The 13,849-nt window shown below is 67.8% G+C and carries 13 protein-coding genes; 7 read left to right on the top strand and 6 right to left on the bottom strand.

All coding sequences use genetic code 11. The features are described from left to right. The first annotated feature begins 18 nt into the window (after positions 1 to 18). From M3I54_RS30445 to M3I54_RS30415, 7 genes are read left to right on the top strand one after another with little or no spacing between them, the layout of a single operon-like run. Complete coding sequence (locus M3I54_RS30445) at positions 19 to 975, top strand: ABC transporter permease (RefSeq protein ID WP_254342623.1); 957 nt, start codon at positions 19 to 21, stop codon at positions 973 to 975. Beyond that, complete coding sequence (locus M3I54_RS30440; RefSeq protein WP_254342621.1) at positions 972 to 1,928, top strand: ABC transporter permease; 957 nt, start codon at positions 972 to 974, stop codon at positions 1,926 to 1,928. The genes M3I54_RS30445 and M3I54_RS30440 overlap by 4 nt, the downstream gene beginning before the upstream one ends. Beyond that, positions 1,925 to 3,808 carry an ABC transporter ATP-binding protein gene (locus M3I54_RS30435; RefSeq protein ID WP_254342619.1) on the top strand — a complete coding sequence of 628 codons (1,884 nt, stop codon included), beginning with the start codon at positions 1,925 to 1,927 and terminating at the stop codon, positions 3,806 to 3,808. The genes M3I54_RS30440 and M3I54_RS30435 overlap by 4 nt, the downstream gene beginning before the upstream one ends. Beyond that, positions 3,805 to 4,122, top strand: a complete 318-nt coding sequence (locus tag M3I54_RS30430) for a (2Fe-2S)-binding protein (protein ID WP_254342617.1) — start codon at positions 3,805 to 3,807, stop codon at positions 4,120 to 4,122. Before M3I54_RS30435 ends, M3I54_RS30430 begins: the two co-directional genes overlap by 4 nt. Next, complete coding sequence (locus tag M3I54_RS30425; protein WP_254342615.1) at positions 4,101 to 5,576, top strand: NAD(P)/FAD-dependent oxidoreductase; 1,476 nt, start codon at positions 4,101 to 4,103, stop codon at positions 5,574 to 5,576. Before M3I54_RS30430 ends, M3I54_RS30425 begins: the two co-directional genes overlap by 22 nt. Continuing rightward, complete coding sequence (locus M3I54_RS30420; protein WP_254342613.1) at positions 5,573 to 6,742, top strand: FAD-binding oxidoreductase; 1,170 nt, start codon at positions 5,573 to 5,575, stop codon at positions 6,740 to 6,742. Before M3I54_RS30425 ends, M3I54_RS30420 begins: the two co-directional genes overlap by 4 nt. A 2-nt stretch (positions 6,743 to 6,744) precedes the next feature. Further along, on the top strand, positions 6,745 to 7,107 hold the full coding sequence (locus M3I54_RS30415; protein WP_254342611.1) for a helix-turn-helix domain-containing protein: 363 nt from the start codon (positions 6,745 to 6,747) through the stop codon (positions 7,105 to 7,107). A gap of 157 nt (positions 7,108 to 7,264) precedes the next feature. Here M3I54_RS30415 and M3I54_RS30410 read toward each other — a convergent pair whose 3' ends face one another. The 6 genes from M3I54_RS30410 to M3I54_RS30385 all read right to left on the bottom strand — a co-directional run bounded on the left by M3I54_RS30410 (position 7,265) and on the right by M3I54_RS30385 (position 13,835). Next, the gene (locus M3I54_RS30410) at positions 7,265 to 8,236 is read right to left on the bottom strand and encodes a succinylglutamate desuccinylase/aspartoacylase family protein (RefSeq protein WP_254342609.1); all 972 of its coding nucleotides are present in this window, start codon (positions 8,234 to 8,236) and stop codon (positions 7,265 to 7,267) included. After that, positions 8,233 to 9,705 (bottom strand): NAD-dependent succinate-semialdehyde dehydrogenase, encoded by a 1,473-nt coding sequence (locus tag M3I54_RS30405; protein ID WP_254342607.1) that lies wholly within the window; start codon positions 9,703 to 9,705, stop codon positions 8,233 to 8,235. The genes M3I54_RS30410 and M3I54_RS30405 overlap by 4 nt, the downstream gene beginning before the upstream one ends. A gap of 166 nt (positions 9,706 to 9,871) precedes the next feature. Next, positions 9,872 to 10,372, bottom strand: a complete 501-nt coding sequence (locus tag M3I54_RS30400; protein ID WP_254342605.1) for an Lrp/AsnC family transcriptional regulator — start codon at positions 10,370 to 10,372, stop codon at positions 9,872 to 9,874. 44 nt (positions 10,373 to 10,416) lie between these two features. Continuing rightward, positions 10,417 to 11,835: an aspartate aminotransferase family protein gene (locus tag M3I54_RS30395; protein WP_254342603.1), complete on the bottom strand. Its 1,419-nt coding sequence runs from the start codon at positions 11,833 to 11,835 to the stop codon at positions 10,417 to 10,419. A 180-nt stretch (positions 11,836 to 12,015) separates the two neighbouring features. After that, a complete protein-coding gene (locus M3I54_RS30390) occupies positions 12,016 to 12,942 on the bottom strand; it encodes a glyoxylate/hydroxypyruvate reductase A (protein ID WP_254342601.1) in 927 nt (308 codons plus the stop codon). A gap of 17 nt (positions 12,943 to 12,959) precedes the next feature. Continuing rightward, positions 12,960 to 13,835, bottom strand: coding sequence for a GNAT family N-acetyltransferase (locus M3I54_RS30385; RefSeq protein ID WP_254342599.1), 876 nt, complete (start codon positions 13,833 to 13,835; stop codon positions 12,960 to 12,962). Positions 13,836 to 13,849 lie beyond the last annotated feature (14 nt).

Here is a 13,849-nt window from a genome sequence, read left to right as displayed (position 1 = left end):
TCAGGGAGGCGACATCCGATGAAAGCTCACGCGCAACGTCTCATTGCCGCGCGTCTCGGTCTCGCGCTGCTCACGTTGCTGATCGTCTCGGCAATCGTGTTCGGCCTCACGGGCCTCTTGCCCGGCGACGCCGCGCAGCAGGCCCTCGGCCAGGCGGCCACGCCTGAGCAGGTGGCCGCGCTGCGGCACCAGTTCGGCCTCGACCAGCCCGCGCTCACGCGCTATGTCCACTGGCTCCTGCAGGCGGTGACCGGCAACTTCGGCACGTCGGTGTCGAACAACCAGCCGGTGAGCGAACTGATCGCCACGCGCCTGCCGAATTCGCTCGTGCTGGCGGGACTCACCACGCTCGTTTCGGTGCCGCTGGCGCTGGCCATCGGCATCTTTTCCGCCGTATTCCGCGGCTCGCTGCTCGATCGCGCGCTCAACGTGCTCACGCTCTCCGCCGTGGCCGTGCCCGAATTTCTGGTCGCCACCATCGCCGTGCTGGTTTTCGCGGTGAAGCTGCGCTGGCTGCCCGCGCTCTCGTATCTCTCGGAGGTGGACTCGTTCGGCACGCTCCTGCGCATCTACGCGATGCCGGTTATGACGCTGTGCTGCGTGATCGTCGCGCAGATGGCGCGCATGACGCGCGCAGCCGTGCTCGACCAGCTGAACGCGCCCTATGTGGAAATGGCGCGCTTGAAGGGTGCGTCGCCCGTTCGCATCGTGTTGCGCCACGTGCTGCCGAACACGATCGGCCCGATCGCCAATGCCGTCGCGCTGAGCCTCTCGTATCTCTTTGGCGGCGTGGTGATCGTGGAGTCGATCTTCAACTATCCGGGCCTCGCGAGCCTGATGGTCGACGCCGTGACGAACCGCGATCTCCCGCTCGTGCAGGGCTGCGTGATGGTGTTCTGCGCCGCGTATCTGGTGCTCGTGCTGATCGCGGACCTGTGTCAAATCGTATCCAACCCGAGGCTGCGTCAACGATGAACCGACCCGCCACATCCCATGCCGCGACCGTGCTCTACGCGACCAGCGAGAGCGGGGAACGGCCCGCCGCCGACGTCGTCAAGGACGGACTGAGCGGCGTTCCCACGCCGCCGCGCTCGCCGCTGCGCCGCATCGTCGGGCGCCTCTCGGTGCTCGGCCTGATCGGCCTTGCGATCGTCGTGTTCTGGCTCGGCGTGGCCTTCATCGGGCCGCTCGTCGCGCCATACAAGGGCGGTGCGATCACCTCCACGGAGATCTTCGGCTCGTATAGCGCGGCGCATCTTCTCGGCACCGATTTCCTTGGCCGCGACATGCTGAGCCGGGTGCTCTACGGCACGCAGTACACCGTGGGTCTCGCGCTCGCCGCAACGCTGCTCGCAAGCGGTATCGGTACATTCTTCGGACTGCTTGCGGCGGTTGCGCCGCGCTGGATCGACGAGGTGCTGAGCCGACTTTTCGACGCGCTGATCTCCATTCCGAGCAAGGTGCTCGCGCTCGTCGTGATCGCGGCGTTCGGCTCCTCGGTGCCGATGCTCATCACCGTCGCGGCGCTCGCCTATATTCCGGGCGCGTTCCGGATCTCGCGCTCGCTGGCCGTGAACCTGATGACGCTCGAATACGTGCAGGTCGCCAGAGCGCGCGGCGAAGGGCTCTTCTATATCGCGCGCGTGGAAGTGCTGCCGAACATGATCCACCCCATGCTCGCCGACTTCGGCCTGCGCTTCGTGTTCATCGTGCTGCTGCTGAGCGGCCTCTCGTTCCTCGGCCTCGGCGTGCAGCCGCCGGACGCGGACTGGGGCTCGCTCGTGCGCGAGAACATCGGCGGCCTCGCGGAAGGCGCGCCCGCCGTGCTGATGCCGGCCGTCGCCATCGCGACGCTGACCGTGGGCGTGAACCTGCTGATCGACAACCTGCGGCGTCATGGCGGCCGCGCGCATGGAGGCGGAAAATGAACATGATCGAAGTGACGGGCCTGCGTGTGGTCGCGGGCGCGGCGCCCGATCCGGTCGTCGAGATTGTCAAGGGCGTCGACTTCACGGTGAAGAAGGGCGAAGTGCTCGCGCTGATCGGCGAGTCGGGGTCGGGCAAGACTACCATCGCGCTCTCGCTGCTCGGCCACGCGCGCGACGGCTGCGCCATTGCAGGTGGCAGCGTAAAGATCGGCGGCACGGATGTGCTTGCGCTCGACGAACGCGGCCGGCGCGCGCTGCGCGCGCGCACGGTGGCTTATGTCGCGCAGAGCGCCTCGGCGGGCTTCAATCCGGCGCGCACGATCATGGATCAGGTGACCGAGCCCGCGCTGCTGCACAAGCTGATGTCGCCCGCGGCGGCGCGCGAGAAGGCGGTGAGCCTGTTCCGTGCGTTGGCGTTGCCTTCGCCCGAGACGATTGGCGCGCGCTATCCGCACCAGGTGTCGGGCGGCCAGTTGCAGCGATTGATGGCGGCGATGGCGCTCATTACCGACCCGGCCGTGGTCGTGTTCGACGAGCCCACCACAGCGCTCGACGTAACCACACAGATCGAAGTGCTTGCGGCCTTCCGCAAGGTCGTGAGGGAGCTGGGCACCACGGCCGTGTACGTGTCGCACGATCTCGCGGTCGTTGCGCAGATGGCCGATCGTATCGTCGTCCTGAACAACGGCGCGGTGCGTGAGAACGGCACGACGCTCCAGGTGCTCGACGCACCCGCCGACGACTACACGCGCGCGCTGCTGGCCGCGCGCCGCCATCCCGACCCCGGTCCGCCCGCCGTCCCGCCTGCCGCCGAGGTGCCGCTGCTCGAAGTGCGCAGCCTGATCGCTGGCTATGGCCGGGTCGATGCGAACGGTGTGCCCGCCGTGCGCGTGCTGGAGGACGTGAGCCTGCGCATCCCGCGCGGCAGTGCGCTCGGCGTGATCGGCGAATCGGGCTCGGGCAAGACGACGCTCGCGCGCGTGGTGGCCGGGCTGGTCGAGCGCGCGCGCGGCGAGGTGCTGCTCGACGGCGTGCCGCTGCCCGCCAAGCTTTCGGCGCGCACGCCCGACCAGTACCGGCGCATCCAGATCGTGTTCCAGAACGCCGACACGGCGCTCAACCCGAGCCGCACGATTGCCGATATCCTCGCGCGGCCCATGTGCTTCTATCACGGCCTGCGCGGCGCGCGGGCGCAAAAGCGCATGCTCGAACTGCTGGATCTCGTGAAGCTGCCCGCATCGATTGCGAAGCGTCAGCCCGGCGGTCTTTCGGGCGGCCAGAAACAGCGTGTGAACCTGGCCCGCGCCCTTGCGGCCGAGCCTGCGCTCATTCTTTGCGACGAGGTGACGTCCGCGCTCGATACCGTCGTTGGCGCTGCGATTCTCGACCTGCTCGCCGAACTGCGGCGCGAGCTGGGCGTGTCGTACATGTTCATCAGCCACGATATTTCGACGGTGCGCGCGATCTGCGACGACGTTGTCGTGCTGTACGGCGGCCAGTGCGTCGAGGCAGGCCAGCGCGACGTGCTGGAGGCCCCGCCTTATCACCCGTACACGGGTTTGCTCGTCGATTCGGTGCCGGCCCTGCAGCCGGGTTGGCTCGACGCACGGCGTGCCGTGGCGGGCGCGGCACTGCCGCCGCTCGGGGCGTCGGCCGAGGTGCGCGAGCTGTGCGCGTTCCGTGCGCGTTGCCCGGTGCGTATCGACGGCGCGTGCAATGTTTCGGCACCCGCGATGAAGCGCTTGCCGAGCGGCGCGCAGATTCTTTGCCATCACACGACAGCGGAACTGGCGCGCTTGCAGACCGCACAGGCCGCGCAAGTCGCACAAGCGACCCAATCCGCCCAATCCACCCAATCCACCAAGAGGGCGGCCGCATGAGCGCGCGTTTCGTGAGAGTGGCGGAAGCGGGCCGGCCAACCTTCGACATCGAGATCGACGGCCGCACGGCGCAGGCCGCCGAGGGCGATACGCTGATGGTCGCGCTGCTCGCCGCGCAGGACGCGCTGCGCGACTGCGAGTTCGATGAAGGGCGCCGCGCCGGCTTCTGCCTGATGGGCGCATGCCAGGACTGCTGGGTGTGGACCGCGCAGGGCGAGCGGTTGCGTGCCTGCACGACGCCCGCGACGCCTGGCATGTCGATCGTCACGCGCAACGTACTTGGGGAGGGCGTATGGCCGCGCGCGCAGAACTGAAGGTTGTTGTGATCGGCGCGGGACCGGCGGGCGTGCGCGCGGCGCAGACGCTGGTCGCGGCGGGCCTGCGTCCCGTCGTCGTGGATGAAGGGCGGCGCGACGGCGGGCAAATCTATCGACGTCAGCCAGAAGGCTTCAAGCGCAGCTACGACACGCTCTATGGCACCGAGGCCGAACGCGCGGCGTCGCTGCATCGCGACTTCGACGCGCTGCGCTCGCAGATCGATTACCTGCCCGACACGCTCGTATGGAACGTCGGGCCGAAGTCGGTGCATCTCGCGTGCGGCGCACGCTACCACGAGCTGGCCTTCGACGCGCTGATCGTCTGCAGCGGCGCGACCGACCGGCTCATGCCCGTGCCGGGCTGGCATCAGGCGGGTGCCTATAGCCTGGGCGGCGCGCAGGTCGCGCTGAAGTCGCAGGGCTGCGCCATCGGCGCGCGCACCGTCATGATGGGCACGGGCCCGCTGCTTTACCTCGTCGCCGCGCAGTACGTCAAAGCGGGCGCGACGGTGAGCGCGGTGCTCGATACGTCCACCCTTGGCCAGCGCATGCGCGCGTTGCCCGATTTGCTGCAAGTGCCCGCCACGTTGCGCAAGGGGATGGCGCTACTGCGCACGCTGCGCCGCGCGGGTGTGCCGATGCATCGGGGCGTGACACCGCTCGCGATTGAGGGCTCGCCCGAGCACGGCGTGACGGCGGTGCGCGTGAAACTCGCGAACGGCGGCGAGCAGCGCGTGGCGTGCGACGCCGTAGCGCTGGGCTATCACTTGCGCCCGGAAACGCAAATCGCCGATCTCGCGGGTTGCGCATTCCATTTCGATCGAGCCGCGCGGCAATGGCTGCCCGAAGTCGATCAGGACGGCCGCAGCAGCGTGGCAGGCGTTTATCTGGCCGGGGACGGGGCACGCGTGCGCGGCGCCGACGCGGCCGAGCGCGCGGGCCGTCTCGCCGCGCTGGCGGCATTGCAGGATGCGGGCGCAGGTTCATCGACTGGAGCACTCGCCGAAGCGGCAAGACTGCGTGTCGAACTCGCACGTTTCACGCGCTTCGCACAAGGCTTGCGCCAGGCATTTCCGTGGCCCGCGCATTTCGCGGCGACGCTGCCAGACGACACCGTCGTGTGCCGCTGCGAGGCCATCACGGCAGGCGAATTGCGCCGCGTGGTGCGCGAGACAGGCGCGACGGAAGCGAATCGCGCGAAGGCGTTTTCACGCGTAGGGATGGGGCGCTGCCAGGGCCGCTTCTGCGCGCATGCAGGGGCCGAAGTCATCGCAGCCGAGGCGCGTGTGCCGCTGGAAGCCGTGGGCCGGCTGCGCGGGCAGGCGCCGGTCAAGCCGCTGACGATGGCGCTGAGCGCCGCTGGGAATGGCATCGACGAAGCGCAGGACGGCGTGGCGGCAGCCGCGCAAACGCAGCACGGCGCATGCCGCACAAAGGAGTTCAGCGAATGACGGATCGCGCCGATGTGATCGTGATTGGAGGCGGCATCATCGGGACGTCCACGGCGTTCTTCCTGAGCCGTCGCAAGCGCTCAGTGATCTTGATCGAACGCGGGCTCACGGGCCAGCAGGCGAGCGGCGTGAACTTCGGCGGCGTGCGCCGCCAGGGCCGCGCGCTCTCGCAGCTTGCCATGTCCAATCGCGCGCTCGATATCTGGTATCGCGCGCAGTCGCTGCTCGGCGAGGATGTCGAGTTTCTGCCTTCGGGGCACACGCGCGTGTGCTACCACGCACACGACGCCGAGTACTTTCATCGCTACGCCGAGCAGGCGCGCGCCTACGGGCTCGATCTCGAAGTGCTCGAAGGCCCAGCGATGTTCAAGCGCTTTCCGTTCCTTGGCCGCGAGGTGCTGGCCGCCTCCATCTCGCCGCGCGACGGCCATGCCAATCCACGTCTGGCCGCACCGGCCTTCGGCCGCGCCGCCGCGCGACTCGGGGCGAATCTCGTGGAGAACACCGAGATCGTGCGCGTGGAAAAGGAAGCCGGCGGCTTTCGGGTGGAAAGCGCGACGGGCGCCGTGTGGCGCGCGGAGCAATTGCTCATCTGTGCGGGGGCGTGGGCGGGTGCCTTGTCCGCGCAATTCGGCGAGCCGGTGCCGCTCGTGGCGCGCGGCCCGCAAATGGCCGTGACCGAGCCCGTGCCCTACCGCTTCATGCATTCGATGGGCGTCTATACGTCGATCAAGGAAGAGAGCGTGTACTTCCGGCAGATCCCGCGCGGCAACCTCGTGCTGGGCGGGGGCGCCCCAGGGCCCGCCGACGCAGGAACGCGCCGCGCCGGCGTGCTGCCTGGCAACACCGTGCAGCAGATCGCGCAGTTCCGCCGGCTCGTTCCCGCGCTCGCGCCGCTGCATGTGATCCGCGTGTGGAGCGGCGTGGAAAGCTACCTGCCGGATTCGGAGCCGGTGATCGGCCCGAGTTCGACAACGGATGGCCTTTTCTATGCGTTCGGCTTCAGCGGCTCGGGCTTCCAGATCGGGCCGGGCGTGGGCGAAACGCTCGCGGAACTGCTCGACGCCGGCGCAACCGACATACCGCTCGAATCGTTTTCGATTGCGCGCTTCGGGCGCGCGGCATCCGCTGTAAGCGCGCACGCATCGACTGCCAGCGAGGCTTGATCATGCATCACGCGAATGCATCCGTTGCCGCGCCAATCGCCACGCTTCGCGACGCGCTTGACTATATCGAAGCGAATTTCGACAAGACCGTGAGCCTCGCGGAGTTGGCCGAGGTGTCGGCGCTCAGCGTCTCGCGATTCGCTACCGTGTTTCGTCAGCAGGTCGGCCTTTCGCCATACAAGTACCTGTGCGAAGTGCGCGTGCGCCGCGCGCAGCTATTGCTGCTGGCGGGCGTGCCGGGCGCGGTGGTCGCGACGCAGGTCGGCTTCTTCGACCAGAGCCATCTGGCTCGCCATTTCAAGCGCTTTTGCGGCGTGACGCCCAGCACCTTCCTGCAGCAGGCGAGGGCGCTCGAAGCGGCTTGAGCGCCTTCTTTCCTGCGTCGCGCGTCACAGAATGACGTAGGCCTTGCGCATCGTTTCGTCGACTTCCCACGTGCCTTCCGCCTGCACGTCGACGCTTTGCGCGATCTGTTGAACTTTCATCATTCGTTCGTTAGCCTGAATAAAACGAGAAGGCGCTTCAGCGCTTCTGAACGATGCGCTGCTCGATCTTGCCGAGCCGCACGACGGTGACGCCCGGGCGCAACTGGCGTAGCGAAGGCATCACGAGAATGCAGTCGTCGTAGGGCGTGACTACGGGCTCGCCGTTGGACCAGCCGATCACGGCGCCGGCCTTGGGGAACACTTCGAGGCCCGTGTACTCGCCTGCGAAACGGAAGTCCATGCTCTTCGCCACTACGGGTTCGGTCACGCGCACGACGCGCATTTCCGGCGGCAGCGGTTGCAGCCAGTCCGTAGGCAGATCCGCTTCGTCCACGACACCCGCGAGCAGCAGAAAGCGCGCTGTGACATCGCGCGCCACGGTCACGGCACTCGCTTCCCAATGCTGCCCACACTCGATCAACAGCGCGTTTTTCGCGCTCGCCGCGTCGCCGAAACCTTCGTAATCGCGCATGCGGCGGCCTTCCGGGTGGCCTTCGTCGCAAATGACGGTGGCCGGCGCGCCAAGCCGCGCAGAGAGTTCGACGCCCTTGGCGAGCGGCCCCGCGACGATGAGCGGCATGCACTTCTCGTGCATCGAATGGAGGTCGAGCAGCAGATCGACGTCGTCGATCACGGGCCGCATCGCACGGGCGCGACGCAGTTCGCTCGATTCGCGCGTGAGATCGCCTGGCGCCTGCGCGGTCCACACGCGGTTGAAGTCCTGATCGACGAAACGCGCGGCGTCGGGGTGCGCGGGGTCGAAGCGGCGGTAGGCCTCCACGTTCGCGAACGCGAGCGTGAGCTTGCCGCGTCGCGGCCGCAGCCGCGCGCGCAGCAGCGCATCGACGACGATCGCGCCGCACACCTCGTTGCCGTGCGTGAGCGCATTGATCATCACATGCGGGCCGGGCGCGCCCGAGTCGAACGTATGCACATAGGGGATGCCCGTCTCGCTGCGCTCGTGCGCGGCGATGTCGGGGAACGCGACTTCGATCGCATAGGTGCTCATGCAAGCCCTCCCTGGCAGAGATATTTGATGGAAAGGTAATCGTCGAGCCCGTACTTCGAGCCTTCCCGGCCATAGCCCGATTCTTTCACGCCGCCGAACGGCGCCGCTTCGCTAGCGAGCGCGCCTTCGTTGATGCCGACGATACCCGCTTCGAGCTGCCGCGCGACGCGATCGATGCGGCGCACGTCCTGGCTGTAAAAGTAGGCGGCGAGACCATACGGCGTGTCGTTGGCGGCGCGGATTGCCTCGGCTTCGTCGTCGAAGCGGAACAACGGCACAACGGGGCCGAAGGTTTCTTCGCAGCTTAGCTGCATGTCGGGCGAGGCGTCCGCGAGCACGGTGGGCGCGTACCAGTTCGCGCCCAGCTCGCTCAGGCGCTTGCCGCCCGTGAGCACGCGTGCGCCGCGGCTCACGGCGTCGTCCACGTGGCGGGTGATCTTCTCGACCGCACGCGCGTTGATCATCGGGCCGATCTGCGCGGCGGGGTCGGTAGCGGGCGCGACTTTCAAAGCGGCCACGCGCGTGGCGAGTTTGTCGGCGAAGCGCTCGAACACGCCCGATTGCACGTACACGCGATTGGGGCACACGCAGGTCTGGCCGCCGTTGCGGAACTTCGCGGCCATGAGGCCAACGACCGCGGCGTCGAGATCCGCGTCGTCGAACACGATGAACGGCGCGTTGCCGCCCAGTTCGAGCGAGAGCTTCTTCAACGTGCCCGCCGATTCCTTCGCGAGGTGCTTGCCCACGGGCGTCGAGCCGGTGAAGGTGATCTTGCGCACCCGGCCGTCCGCGAGCCAGTCGGCGACGGCGCTCACGCCGCGCTCGCGCGACGCGCAGATGAGGTTCAGCACGCCGGGCGGCACACCTGCCTCGTGCGCGAGCATGACGAGTGCGAGCGCGGTGAGCGGCGTGTCCTCGGCGGGCTTGCCGACCACCGTGCAGCCCGCGGCGAGGGCGGGGGCGATCTTGCGCGCGATCATCGCGAGCGGGAAGTTCCAGGGCGTGATCGCCGCGACTACGCCAACGGGCTCCTTCACCGCGCTCATGCGCTTGCCGCGCTGCTGCTGCGGGATGAGATCGCCGTAGATGCGTGTGGCCTCCTCGGCGAACCAGGCGACGTAGGACGCGCCATACATCGCTTCGCCGCGTCCCTCGTGCAGGGGCTTGCCTTGTTCGAGCGAGATCAGTTGACCCAGTTCGTCGGCGTTCGCGACGATCAGCGCATGCCAGCGGCGCAGCACGGCGGCGCGTTCCGTGGGCAGCGTGTCGCGCCAGGCGGGGAAGGCGCGGGCGGCGGCGTCGGTGGCGGCGCGTGCGTCGTTCGCATCGCTATCGGCGACCTCGGCGATCGTTTTGCCGGTCGCGGGATCGGTCACGGCGAAGCGCGTACCGGAGGCCGCGGGTACCCATTGCCCGTCGATGAAGTTGTCGCTGCGAATCAGCGCGCTCAAGGGATAACGCGTAGTCATATGCCGATTCCTTTCCGCACCTGCGGAAGAAGATGGATCGATGCCGGGAAGTGAGCGCGCACGACGAGCGCGCCGAAGCCGTGAGGTTTCGGCGCGAAGCGCGCGCGAGAAAATGGAAGCGGGACGCAGGAGCGCGAGGCGCGTGCCTCACGTTCGTCGCCCATGCTCAGGAATGCAGGTTCTGCGAGAACAGCGTTTCGAGCGGGTAGTGCGTCTTGATGAACGCCGTCTTGATGATCACGTAGCTGAAGTACTTCTCGATGCCGATATCGCGCTCCAGCAGCCCCTCGACAATGCTCTGATAATGGCTCACGCTGCGCGCGACAAACTTTAGCAGATAGTCGTAGCCGCCGCTCGCGAGATGGCACTCGACCACCTCGTCCACCTCGCGTATTGCCTTCTCGAACTTGATGAAGTCCTCGCGGCGATGGTCGGCGAGCGTGACTTCGGTGAACACCATCTGCACGTCGCCCAGCTTTTCCAGCTGGATCTGCGCGCCGTAGCCAGCGATGAACCCCGCCTTCTCCAGACGTTTTACGCGGATCAGGCAGGGGCTTGGCGACAGCCCGACTGCGTCGGCCAGTTCGACATTCGTGATGCGCCCCCGCTTCTGCAGTTGCGAGAGGATGCGCAGATCGATTCGGTCCAGCTTGCAGTCGTTGCTCATCGCGATGGGGGCGGCCCTGCATGTCGAAGTGTCGAGTGATGTTATCACGCGGCGACACGGGCGCTGACCCCATTCTTCGTCCCGTTCCCGGCCTTCAATGCGGCGCGCACTTCGGGCTGCGCAAGCACGTCGTCGAGCGTTTTTTCGAGGCGCTCGAACAGCAGGTCGAACTCGCTTTCGGTGTACGAAAGCGCGGGCGCGAAGCCGAGAATGCCGTCGCCGAACGCGCGGAATACGAGGCCGTTGCCGTACGCGGCGGCGGCAATGCGATCGGGCAGGCCGAGCGATGCGTCGAAGTGCTGCTTGCTCTCCTTGTCGGCGACGAGTTCGAGCGCGCCGAGCAGACCGCGGTGACGCGAGTCGCCCACGAGCGGGTGGGCGAGCAGCGCGTCGAGCCCCTGAGCGAAGCGCGGCGCGCGCGCGACACCGTTCGCGACCAGGCCGCCTTCGTGATAGAGGCGCATGACTTCGAGGCCGATCGCCGCGCTCACCGGGTGCGCCGAATAGGTGTGGCCGTGGCCGATCACGGCGGCGGCGTCGCCATCGGCAATGCCTTGATAAATGGCATCCGACATCAGCACGGCGCCCATCGGCGCGTAGCCAGCGGTGAGGCCCTTGGCCACGGTCATCAGATCCGGCTCGACGTCTTCGGCCTGGCACGCGAAGAGCGGACCCGTGCGGCCAAAGCCTGTAATCACCTCGTCGGCGACGAAGAGAATGTCGAGCTTGCGGCACGCTTCACGCATGGCTTTCAGCCAACCGAAGGGCGGCACGATCACGCCGCCCGAACCCTGGATCGGCTCGCAGAAAAACGCGGCGACGTTTTCGGCGCCGAGCGCTGCGACCTTCGCTTCGAGCGCGGCGACCGAAGCGGCGATGAGCGCCGCGTTGTCCGCATGCTCGCTGCGATACGCATAGGGCGAGGGAATGTGATGCTGCGTGGCGAGCGGCAAGTCGAAGTTGCGATGGAACGCGGGCAGCGCAGTCAGCCCCGCGCCGACTGCCGACGAGCCGTGATAGCCGCGCTCCTGCGCGACGACGTGCTTCTTCGCGGGGCGGCCCGTTGCGTTGTAGTAGTGCGTGATGAAGCGCAGCGCCGAATCCACCGCATCCGAGCCGCCCAGCGTGAAGTACACGTGTTGCAGCGAAGCGGGCGCGCGCTCCACGAGCAGCGCGGCCAGTTCGATGGCAGGCTCCGAGCCGAAGTGGAAATAGCCCGTCGCGTAGGGCAGGCGCGCCATCTGGCGCGCCGCGGCTTCGACGATGCTTTGATGGCCGTAGCCCGTGTTGACGCACCAGAGGCCGGAGAACGCGTCGAGCAGTTCGTGGCCAGCGGCGTCGCGCAGGAACACGCCCTGGGCGGATTCGAGCACGGTCACGCCGCGCGCTTCGTGCGCGCGGTAATTCACGACGGGATGGATCAGATGTTTGCGGTCGGCTTCGATGAGCGAGCGATTCGGCATGGTTCGGTTCCCGGCTGAAAAGTCAGAGGAGTGCGGCGCTTGGCCGTTGATTCACCGTTCCATGCTACCGGGCCGATACCGGTGCACGCTTCGCCAAATAATTCGCGAAATAGCGTGTTTGTGGCGTTTTGATCGGGGGGCGCAGCATATTCTGCTGAGCCCCCGGCGCGGTCGCTCGCCTCAGTAGCCGCGCGTCCGGTCGATGAGGCCGAGCATCGGCACGCCGTCGCGGTGGCGGCGGATGTTCTCGAGCACGACATCGACGGCCGTTTCGGGCCGCGTGGCGCTGGCAATGTGCGGCGTGAGGCGCACGCGCGGATGCGTCCAGAACAGATGCTCTGGCGGCAGCGGCTCGGGGTCCGCGACGTCGAGAATCGCATTGCGCAGGTGAGCGCTATCGAGCGCGTCGAGCAGCGCTTGCTGGTCCAGTTGCGGCCCGCGCCCGACGTTAATGAACGACGCGCCCCGCGGCAGCTTCGCGAAGAGCGTGGCGTCGAGCAGGCCGCGCGTGGCTTCGGTGAGCGGCAGCAGGCAGATGAGGATATCGGTGCGCGCGAGGAAGGCGTCGAGCGCCTCGGCGCCCGCGTAGCATTCCACGTCGGGCAAGACGCGCGGCGAGCGGCTCCAGCCCGCGCATGCGAAGCCGAAGAGGCGCAAGCGTTCGAGCACCGCGCTGCCCAGCATGCCGAGCCCCAGCACGCCAACGCGGCGCGACGCGGCGGCGCGCACGGGCAGGGCGCGCCACACGCGCTGCTGCTGTTGCAGGGCGTAATCGAACAGATCGCGATGGATGGTCAGGACCGACTGCGTCACGTACTCGACCATCCCCTCGACAATGCCCGGCTCGACCATGCGCACCACGGCAACGTGCTCCGGCACGCCGGAAAGATCGAACTGGTCGATTCCCGCGCCCACGGAGAAGATCACTTCGAGATTGGGCAGCGTGCGCGCGGGGTCCTCGGGCGGCTGCCACGCCGCGAGATAACGCACGGCGGCGAGGTCGCCGGTATCGGGCCAAAGGCGGAAAGGAATCTCGGGAGCCTTGTGCGCGAAAAGCTGCGCCCATTGCTTGCCCCGCTCGGGGTCGGCTTTGTAGAGGAGCGTCATGAAGGCGGTTCCCCCAGTCAGCCTAGCGCCTGATTGACGATGGCGAACTGCAGCACGCCCGGATCGTGCGCGGGCGCGCCGTTGCGCGCCATCTTCACGACCGTGTCGACGCGCGCGAGGCCGACCGATTCGAGCCAGGGGCCGAGGCCCTGCTCGTCAGGTGTATCGAGGCGCGTGAAGGCCCCCGCGTTGGCGGCCAGGCGGTTGGCGATCAACGCTTTGGCGCGCTGCAGGTGCAATCCATCGTCGGCCGCGACCGAAACCGGACCGATCGCATGGCCGCGGCCGAAAGGCCGCAACAGCGCGAAGCCGAGCACCGTGTCGTCGCGCACCAGCGCGACGCCCTGGGACACATCGAGCAGCGGCGGCACGAGTGCGCTGCGGTCGAGCCCGCTCGCGCGCGACGCGAGTTCGATGAGGCGCGGTGTATCGCCCGGTTCGAGCGGCCGCAAACGCTCGCCCGGCGGCGGCTCGACAATGGGCGCCGCAACGCTGTCGCCCTGGTGCTGATGCAGCAGGCCGATCTTCTTGAAGCCGAGCTTTTCGTAGAGCGGCTGGCCTGCCTCAGTGGCATGCAGCACGGTCATGCGCGTTCCGAGCGCTTCGAGCAGGCGCTCCATCAGCATCCGGCCGATTCCGCGGCCTTGCTGGCCGGCCGAGACGATCACGAGCCCGAGCGTCGCGCCATGCTTGCCCCAGGGCCAGCACAGCGCCGTGCCCACCACGGTCTTGCCTTCGCGAACCACGAAGCCTTGCCCGGCCGCGGCGGCGAAACGCCAGTCGTCGCTACGATGCGGCCAGCGGAATTGCAGGGAAAGCGCGTGGGCGCCCTCGATGTCGGATTCGGTGAAAGTCTCGCAGACGAGGCTCGAGGACGCAGGCTGGCCGCACACGGAGGGCTCCTTGA

Source organism: Paraburkholderia sp. CNPSo 3274 (assembly GCF_024206475.1).
In the GTDB taxonomy this organism is placed as follows: domain Bacteria; phylum Pseudomonadota; class Gammaproteobacteria; order Burkholderiales; family Burkholderiaceae; genus Paraburkholderia.
Note: the sequence above shows the minus strand (reverse complement) of the source record. Positions and strands in the feature narration are given on the sequence as shown.

Excerpts from the sequence above, each read along its gene's own strand:
- M3I54_RS30445 (WP_254342623.1), top strand. The coding sequence starts at position 19 with ATGAAAGCTCACGCGCAACGTCTCATTGCCGCGCGTCTCGGTCTCGCG.
- M3I54_RS30440 (WP_254342621.1), top strand. The coding sequence starts at position 972 with ATGAACCGACCCGCCACATCCCATGCCGCGACCGTGCTCTACGCGACC.
- M3I54_RS30435 (WP_254342619.1), top strand. The coding sequence starts at position 1,925 with ATGAACATGATCGAAGTGACGGGCCTGCGTGTGGTCGCGGGCGCGGCG.
- M3I54_RS30430 (WP_254342617.1), top strand. The coding sequence starts at position 3,805 with ATGAGCGCGCGTTTCGTGAGAGTGGCGGAAGCGGGCCGGCCAACCTTC.
- M3I54_RS30425 (WP_254342615.1), top strand. The coding sequence starts at position 4,101 with ATGGCCGCGCGCGCAGAACTGAAGGTTGTTGTGATCGGCGCGGGACCG.
- M3I54_RS30420 (WP_254342613.1), top strand. The coding sequence starts at position 5,573 with ATGACGGATCGCGCCGATGTGATCGTGATTGGAGGCGGCATCATCGGG.
- M3I54_RS30415 (WP_254342611.1), top strand. The coding sequence starts at position 6,745 with ATGCATCACGCGAATGCATCCGTTGCCGCGCCAATCGCCACGCTTCGC.
- M3I54_RS30410 (WP_254342609.1), bottom strand. The coding sequence starts at position 8,236 with ATGAGCACCTATGCGATCGAAGTCGCGTTCCCCGACATCGCCGCGCAC.
- M3I54_RS30405 (WP_254342607.1), bottom strand. The coding sequence starts at position 9,705 with ATGACTACGCGTTATCCCTTGAGCGCGCTGATTCGCAGCGACAACTTC.
- M3I54_RS30400 (WP_254342605.1), bottom strand. The coding sequence starts at position 10,372 with ATGAGCAACGACTGCAAGCTGGACCGAATCGATCTGCGCATCCTCTCG.
- M3I54_RS30395 (WP_254342603.1), bottom strand. The coding sequence starts at position 11,835 with ATGCCGAATCGCTCGCTCATCGAAGCCGACCGCAAACATCTGATCCAT.
- M3I54_RS30390 (WP_254342601.1), bottom strand. The coding sequence starts at position 12,942 with ATGACGCTCCTCTACAAAGCCGACCCCGAGCGGGGCAAGCAATGGGCG.